This is a genomic window from Arcicella sp. GW821-FHT09D11 (assembly GCF_059416265.1).
On record NZ_JBWKOV010000003.1, the window covers coordinates 290,717 to 298,831 of the forward strand.

The 8,115-nt window shown below is 35.5% G+C and carries 6 protein-coding genes; 1 reads left to right on the top strand and 5 read right to left on the bottom strand.

Annotated elements, in window-relative coordinates:
* Positions 1–70: 70 nt before the first annotated feature.
* The 5 genes from AC07N0_RS11400 to AC07N0_RS11420 all read right to left on the bottom strand — a co-directional run bounded on the left by AC07N0_RS11400 (position 71) and on the right by AC07N0_RS11420 (position 6,630).
* Positions 71–1,597 (bottom strand): tagaturonate reductase, encoded by a 1,527-nt coding sequence (locus tag AC07N0_RS11400; RefSeq protein ID WP_494589264.1) that lies wholly within the window; start codon positions 1,595–1,597, stop codon positions 71–73.
* A 408-nt stretch (positions 1,598–2,005) separates the two neighbouring features.
* Entirely contained in the window at positions 2,006–2,347 is a 342-nt protein-coding gene (locus AC07N0_RS11405; RefSeq protein WP_309918553.1) for a cupin domain-containing protein, read from the bottom strand.
* A gap of 1 nt (position 2,348) precedes the next feature.
* Positions 2,349–4,685: a glycosyl hydrolase family 28 protein gene (locus AC07N0_RS11410; protein ID WP_494589265.1), complete on the bottom strand. Its 2,337-nt coding sequence runs from the start codon at positions 4,683–4,685 to the stop codon at positions 2,349–2,351.
* A 299-nt stretch (positions 4,686–4,984) separates the two neighbouring features.
* Positions 4,985–5,815 carry a 5-dehydro-4-deoxy-D-glucuronate isomerase gene (gene kduI / locus AC07N0_RS11415; protein ID WP_492799860.1) on the bottom strand — a complete coding sequence of 277 codons (831 nt, stop codon included), beginning with the start codon at positions 5,813–5,815 and terminating at the stop codon, positions 4,985–4,987.
* 44 nt (positions 5,816–5,859) lie between these two features.
* Complete coding sequence (locus AC07N0_RS11420; RefSeq protein WP_494589266.1) at positions 5,860–6,630, bottom strand: SDR family oxidoreductase; 771 nt, start codon at positions 6,628–6,630, stop codon at positions 5,860–5,862.
* A 273-nt stretch (positions 6,631–6,903) separates the two neighbouring features.
* Here AC07N0_RS11420 and AC07N0_RS11425 point away from each other — a divergent pair, with 273 nt between their 5' ends.
* Positions 6,904–7,929 (top strand): LacI family DNA-binding transcriptional regulator, encoded by a 1,026-nt coding sequence (locus AC07N0_RS11425; protein WP_494589267.1) that lies wholly within the window; start codon positions 6,904–6,906, stop codon positions 7,927–7,929.
* Positions 7,930–8,115 lie beyond the last annotated feature (186 nt).

Sequence of the window (8,115 nt, forward strand, 5' to 3'; positions counted from 1 at the left end):
AATATTTGATGATTGGTTAAAGTATTAATTCTTTGAGTTCACACAGAATATTTTGAACTTAAAAGTAAGACTAAGCCTTACTATACTCAACCAATTCACCTTTATTAAGGTATGTTTTTAAAGAAGCATTCATTGTTTTTTCAATCATTTGATTTAAAAACGCTGTAACGCTTTCAGCAAAGCCTGTAATATTTGTTAAATCTGTTTCCCAGAGGTTTTTATCACTCAAAACTGATATTACCAACTCATCGCTTGATAATTTAGCCCATTTCGCAAAGAAATAATCAGCTTTATCGTCTTGAATCTGGTAATATTCGTCTTCATGAATACCATAATATTTACCGTTTTCCTCTTTGACAGCCTTCATAAACAATAAATACGCCGCAAAGCCAAAAGCAATATATTCAGGAACACACTGATAGATTTTGTGATAGTTCAACAACGTGGCGATATTTCGCATTTTCATTTTAGACGTATATTGTACCGTAATACTCAACCACTGATGGTCTAGATTAGGGTTACGAAAACGATCTATTACTTGCATGCCAAAGCGTTGAGCTACTTTTTCATCTACTTTATAAGGAATGCCTAGTCCTATTTCTGCCAACATCAAATTATTGACAAAAGCAGACATTACTTCATCTTGCATAGCTTCTTTTACTGTTTTGAAGCCTGCTAAAAATGCTAAACCACAACTAAGTGTATGGGTACCATTGAGCAAACGTAATTTTAATTCACGGTACAAGTCAATGTTGGGCTCAATAATTACGCCTTCGTCTGCTTGATGAAACGACAGGATATTTTTAACTTTTTGATTTCCTTCAATAGCCCACAAACGATACACTTCTGATACGATTAATAAATCATCTTTATAACCTAATTCTGCTTCGATATTTGCCTTTACAGCCGCGCTTGGTTTCCCTGGCACAATTCTATCTACTAATGAATTACAGAAGGTTACTGATGATTCTAACCAATCAATAAATTCAGACTCTAAAGCATTGCGATGTGCAAGCTCGAAAATAATGCCTTCTAGTTTTTTCCCATTATCAGGTATCAATTCCGTCGGAACAATCACCATTCCGTGTTCTTTGCTTCCTTCAAAAGCTTTGAACCTAGCATAAAGAAAGGCTAATACTTTTCCCGGGAATGAGATTGGAGGAGACTGTTTAATATCATCTTGCACCAATTGAATACCTACTTCTGTGGTATTAGAAGTAATTATCTGTAACGCTGGATTTTTAGCACATTCCAAAATAGCATCCCATTCAGTCTTAGCTGATAATACACGACTAATGGCTGATGAAATAGTATTCTTTTCAAAAACATTTCCTTGCTGAATGCCTCTTTCACAAATAGTATAAAGGTTATCTTGGCGGTCAAAAGCTTCGGCATCACCTCCGTCGGTTGACTTTACCACTACAATTCTACCATTAAAAATTCCTTGCTGATTAGCTTTATTAATAAAGTAATCTGGCAAGCCTCTTAACAGTACGCCCGTTCCAAACTGTAATACCTTTTCAGGTAAATTAAACAAAGATTCAGGAAGTGCTACATTGCCTTTACTGAGGTTTATTTGATTTTGAGAAGTATTCATTATGTTAGAAATCTTTAATAGAGAAAAGTAGTTGGGTAGCAAACTTTACAACCCAACCATTTTATGTATATTAATAATGCTTGATTCTTTTTTGAGACTTTAGGATGTTTAGACTTTAGGACTAAAAGATTTTAGACTTAAAGACACTAGACGTTAGACTTTGTTCTTTTGACTTTAGGATTTTAGACTTAAAGACATTAGACGCTAGACTGTTGTTCTTTTGACTTTAGGATGTTTAGACTTTAGGACTAAAAGACATTAGACTAAAGGGTTTAAGAATAAAGAGATTTGTAGTGTTAGAAAAACAATCACTAATTCACTAACTATTTAAAATCACTAAATCACCATTCACTAAATCACTAACTATCCAAAAATCACTAAATCACCACTCACTAAATCACTAACTATCTATACAAAGTCTGCGCGCATGGGTGAAAAGACATCTATTAATTCACCTGCTTCTAAACAGACTGCTCCGTGCAGTATATCTGATGGTACAAAGTAAACATCGCCTGTTTTTAATATCTTTTTGTCTTCGCCGATGGTTATCTCAAAAGCACCTGCTGAAACATAGCTAATCTGTAAATGGGGATGTGAGTGAATCGCTCCTACGCCTCCTTGTTCAAAAGCTACTTTCACCAACATAATGTCATCATTGTATGACATTACTTTTCTTTTGATTCCTCCGCCGAGTTCTTCCCAAGCTACCTGTTCATCAGACACCAAGGTTAATTCTTTTACTGATAGCATATTATTTTTTATTACTGTAAATGTTTTTAGATACTTTTTTCCCAAATTCTACTTCTTTCTTAGCTTTTGAAACATCAGTATTTAATAACTTAACCCCTTGCGTTCGCTCTCCAGTAATTTTTAATAGTACCTCAGCATTTTCATAGCGAATATCGTCAAGAGTTACGTTTTTACTGTTCTGTACCTGCATGGTCGTTTTATCTTTTGTTATCAAAGTAATATTTTTTAACAAAATATTTTCTGCTTCAATACAAAGTAACCCTGTATTTGCTTGAAATACTGCATTTTCAATTAAAATATTTTTAACGCTCATCTCTGGTAAACCTCTTACTTTTATTGCTGTTTCGGCACCCAAACAATTAATATTTCTTACATAAAAATCTTTGAATTGTGGCGTAGCTTCTGTCAAAGGCTTGGCTTCCATCTGTGGCAATTCATCAGAATCTCCATTCAAAGAAACAGGGTCTTTACCTGCATAATACATATCGAATAATACTGCTTCACCCGCTATATCTGTCATTTGCACATTGTTGACATATATTTTTTCAACAACTCCGCCTCTACCTCTTGCTGTTTTAAAGCGTAAGCCTACGTCTGTACCCAGAAATGTACAATTAGATACATACATATTTTTCACCCCTCCAGACATCTCTGAGCCAATTACAAATCCTCCATGTGCATGATATACTTTACAGTCTTTAATGATAAAGTTTTCAGTGGGTACACCTCTTTTTCTGCCTTGTTCATCTCTGCCCGATTTAATCGTAATGCCATCATCACCCGTATCAAAAGTACAATTTTCCATGATACCATTTCTACAAGATTCCAAGTCTACACCATCGCTATTTTGAGCATACCAATAGTTTTTAACATCCACATTTCTCATCGTAATATGGTCGCTAAGTAATGGATGGAGCGTCCATGCTGGCGAATTTTGAAAATGTAGTCCCTCTAACAAGATAAATTTACAACGTGTTAAACTCACCATATTAGGTCTTAAAAAGCCTTTAATTACCTCATAATCTTTGGCTGTTTTTCCGTTAGACAATTTACTTCCTCCTTCCAACACAGCACCTTGCTTTGATTGTTCATTTGGATACCATGTATTTTTAGCGTCATCTAAAACACCCCCAGATTTCACTAGTTTACTCCATTGAGCATCTGTTTGCTTACTTTTTTTGATGGCTCTCCATGCATCTCCTCCACCATCTATTACACCATCGCCTGTTAAAGCAATATCTATTAAATCAACCCCTGAAATTGGTGCTTGACAACGGTAGGCTTCTTCTCCTTCCCACGTTGTTGCAATAATCGGATAGTCGTTTATATTTCTACTAAATTGTACTACTGCACCTTTGGTAATGTGTAAATTCACGTTTGATTTCAACACAACTGGGCCTGTCAACCACAAGCCACTTGGAATTAAAACTGTACCTCCGCCCGACTCTGCACAAATTGTAATTGCGTGATTAATGGCTTCAGTATTTAAAGTAATTCCATTTGATTTTGCACCATAACGGATAATATTAAACGTATCCTTTTTAAATACGGGCGTATAGTACTTTGGCAATTCAAATTCGTACTTCTCTTGAAACTCTGATTTCTTTAAAAAACTCTTTAATTCAACTCCTGATTCAAGTATTCCTTCAGCTACTAAACTTGCCATTACGGATGCACCATATTTTGAAAAATGGGTATCATCAGTTACTCCTTTAGGAAATTTACTGTAAAATCCTGTAGAATAGTGCATGAATAATTTCTTTGAACCTTCTATTCCGTGTTGTTCAATGGTTGCTTTACTTTTGGCATGAAGGTCAATCAATGGCACACCTAATTCTTTTGCTACAGCTTTTACAGCAGCAGGATACTCTCCATGCTGGTCTACAAACTGTCCGTTTGTGTCAAACTTCCTACGCATCACTGGTGTAATCAAAATAGGATTAGCACCTTTTGCTCTAGTTTCATTGACAAATTTGATAAGATTATTTTTGTATGTGGTTTGTGGTGCCGCATAACGAGTACTATCAGCAATCTTTTGGTCATTATGCCCAAACTGAATTAATACCCAATCTCCTTTTTTTAATTGTTTTGTTACAGCCTCCCAACGTTTTTCGTTGATAAAGCTTTTAGTACTTCTACCATTTACAGCATGATTTTGTACTTGGACTGTCTCTGTTAAATAATTATGTAATATCATTCCCCAACCAGTTTCAGGACTATCAACTGGAGGTTTATCAGCACAAGTGGAATCCCCAATGAGGAAAACCGTCATTTTTTCGTCTGTACTTTTAAAAGCCGTAAGAACAACACATAATATGAGACAAAGTATTTTTTTCATTGTAAATAGAGATTGTTGAGTATGAGTAAGAGTTGTGAATTGTGAGTGATGAATTTTGAGTTGCCCGCATTGCAATTTAAAACCCTGATATATAATACTTTAATTCACACGCTAACGTCGTTTATTTTAACATAGAGTACTTAAGTAAACTTTCATGACTTAATGTCATCGTATTTTATCTCTATCATATAATTTAAGCAAGGCTTTCATTTATCGTAAACAACTGATAATTAGAAATTTGAATCCCTAATCACTATTTACTAATCACTACTTAAATTATATGATAGAGATAGAAAATATTATCGTAAAGACGGAATCTCTACAAAATCCATATCAGTAAATAATTGGTTTTCACCTGCCATTGCCCAAATGAATGAGTAGTTAGCTGTACCACAACCTGAGTGAACAGACCAAGGTGGTGAAATAATCGCTTGGTGGTTTGATACAAACAAATGACGAGTCTCCTGCGGTTGACCCATCAAATGTAAAACCGCTTGGTTTTGAGGAATATCGAAATAACAATATACTTCCATTCTACGGTCATGCGTATGCGCAGGCATTGTATTCCAAACACTACCATTTGCTAACACTGTAAGTCCCATTACCAATTGACAGCTACGAATACCATCCAAATGAATGTATTTATAAATCGTTCTTTCATTTGAAGTTTGGTTGCTTCCCAAATTTACTGGTGAAGCTTCTTCTTTTTTCATCAAACGAGTAGGATACGATTGGTGTGCTGGTGATGAAATCAAAAAGTATTGTGCTGGATTAGCCGCATCGATACTTTCGAAAAACGCCGTTTTAACACCTTTCCCTAAATACAAACAATCTAATTTATTAATCAAGAATACTTCGCCATCAGCGGTGATTTTACCATCGCCCCCAACATTGATAATGCCTAGTTCTCTTCTTTCTAAAAAATAATCACTTTTCAGCGCATCATAGTTTGGCAAAGCAACTACAGCATTTACAGGCATCACTCCGCCTGTAATTACTCTATCATAATGTGTGTAAGTTAGATTTACTTGGTTAGCCTCGAACAATTTTTCGATTAAAAAATTAGCTCTTAAGCTTTCCGTATTCATACTAGCCACTTCTTTGGGGCTACTTTCGTATCTACTTTCCATGTTATTAAATCTTATTAATTGAATAATATAATTGTAAAGGATGACTATCTTCCCATCCAGCCACCATCTACTACAACGATAGTTCCGTTTACATAAGCACCAGCTTCAGAAGCCAAGAATACTACTGGACCCATGAAGTCTGTTGGTTCTCCCCAACGTCCTGCTGGAATACGGTCTAGGATAGATTTACTTCTTTCAGGGTCAGCTCTTAAAGCAGCAGTATTATCTGTAGCGATATAACCCGGAGCAATAGCATTTACATTTACACCTTTTGAAGCCCACTCGTTAGCCAAAGCTTTAACAACGCTACCGATTGCTCCTTTTGAAGCCGCATAGCTTGGTACATTGATACCCCCTTGGAAACTTAGTAAAGAAGCGGTGAAAATAATTTTACCAGAACCTCTCGCTACCATATCTCTACCGAACTCACGTGCTAAGATAAATTGAGCATCTAAATTGATTGATAAAACTTTATCCCAATATTCATCAGAGTGTTCTGCTGCTGGATTTCTCAAAATCATACCAGCATTATTAATCAAAATATCAACTTGTGGATGTTTAGCCTTCACTTCATTAATAAAAGCATAAAGGGTAATTCTATCACTTAAATCTACATTGTAACCAGTGAAATTTCTGCCAAAACTTCTCACTCCTTTTTCAATTTCACTATTTTCTGGTTCAAGGGTAAGGGCTGCACAAATGATGTCTGCTCCTGCTTCGGCCAATGCCAATGCCATTCCCATTCCAATACCTCTGTCACAACCAGTAACTAAAGCCACTTTACCTTCTAAACTAAATAATGATGATAAACTCATAAGTTTTATTTTTTTAATTATTCCAAGATTTAAACTATTTGGTCAGAAAAACTATCCACCAAACCCAGAACAAACGTATGCTTTAAAAGTACAGCGTTCAAGTAAATATTTGAATATTTTTATGCAAACGTTATCGGGAACGTTCTCATTAATAATCTTTTTTATACTTATTTAATACAATTTGAGATTTTTAATAGATTTTAGTAGTCTGCCCTATTTTTTAGCCATAAAAAAATTATACTTTTGTAATTGTACAAATCAAAGAACAAAACATTGGAACTGATTACTATCAAAGATATTGCTAAGGCGTTAAATTTATCTACTTCTACAGTCTCTAGGGCTTTGAGAGGAAGCTATGAAATTAATCCTGATACTAAAAAAATGGTCATTGAATATGCTGAGAAGTATAATTATAGACCAAATCCAATTGCATTGAGTTTGAAAGAAAACAAAAGCAGGTCGATTGGAGTAATTGTTCCTGAAATTGATAACCCTTTTTTCTCACAAGTAATCAATGGGATTGAAGCCATTTCGTATAACAGAGGTTACCATGTCGTTATTTTTCAGAGCCATGAGTCTTTTGAAAGAGAAAACATCAACCTCAAACACATTGCTTCACGCAGGGTAGATGGATTATTAATTTCATTAGCTGGCGAAACCAATGATGTTTCACAGTTAAAAGAACTTAATGAAAAAGGAATGCCTATTGTATTATTCGACAGGGTGTCTGATGAAATAAACACGCATAAAGTAATCTCTGATAATTTTGAAGGTGCTTTCACTGCTACCGAACACCTTATCCGTGGAGGAAGAAGGCGGATAGCGCATATTTCTGGCTCGCCTTATTTATCGATTACTAAAGAAAGAGTAAGAGGTTATATCGCAGCATTGAACAAATATGAAATTCCTGTAGATGACGCGCTGATTAAGTATTCTAATTACTCTTTAGAAAACATAGAAATATTCATTGATGAGCTTTTATCCGAAAAGCATCCTCCAGATGGCATATTAACAGTAAGCGACAGACTAGCCTTGGGTTGTTTGGCTACATTGAAAAAGAAAAATATTACCATCCCCGAACAAATAGCCATGGTTGGTTTTACAAACCTCAAGGCTGCCTCTATGTTAGAGCCAGCCTTGACGACAGTAGTGCAACCATCCTTAGAAATGGGTCAGCGTTCGGCTGAGTTATTGCTAGATTTAATCGAGCGAAAACCCTCAAGGATTCCTCAAACTTACCAGACCTTCAAACTATACACAGAATTGATTATTAGAGATTCGTCTGTTGCGAAGGTATAGCGGTCGGGTGTCGGGTATCAGCTATCGGTCATCAGCTGTCGGATTTGGATTTGGCTATCAGTCATCGGGTATCGGTCATCAGGTTCGGATTTCGGATTAAATTTTAGAAACTTAGGTCTCTGATTTCAGCTATTATTATGTTCCCTTGAATTAGTTTTTTTGTAACTTAGTAAGTCTATATTAATC

Coding starts and splice junctions, on each gene's coding strand:
- AC07N0_RS11400 (WP_494589264.1), bottom strand. CDS start 1,597: ATGAATACTTCTCAAAATCAAATAAACCTCAGTAAAGGCAATGTAGCA.
- AC07N0_RS11405 (WP_309918553.1), bottom strand. CDS start 2,347: ATGCTATCAGTAAAAGAATTAACCTTGGTGTCTGATGAACAGGTAGCT.
- AC07N0_RS11410 (WP_494589265.1), bottom strand. CDS start 4,685: ATGAAAAAAATACTTTGTCTCATATTATGTGTTGTTCTTACGGCTTTT.
- kduI (WP_492799860.1), bottom strand. CDS start 5,815: ATGGAAAGTAGATACGAAAGTAGCCCCAAAGAAGTGGCTAGTATGAAT.
- AC07N0_RS11420 (WP_494589266.1), bottom strand. CDS start 6,630: ATGAGTTTATCATCATTATTTAGTTTAGAAGGTAAAGTGGCTTTAGTT.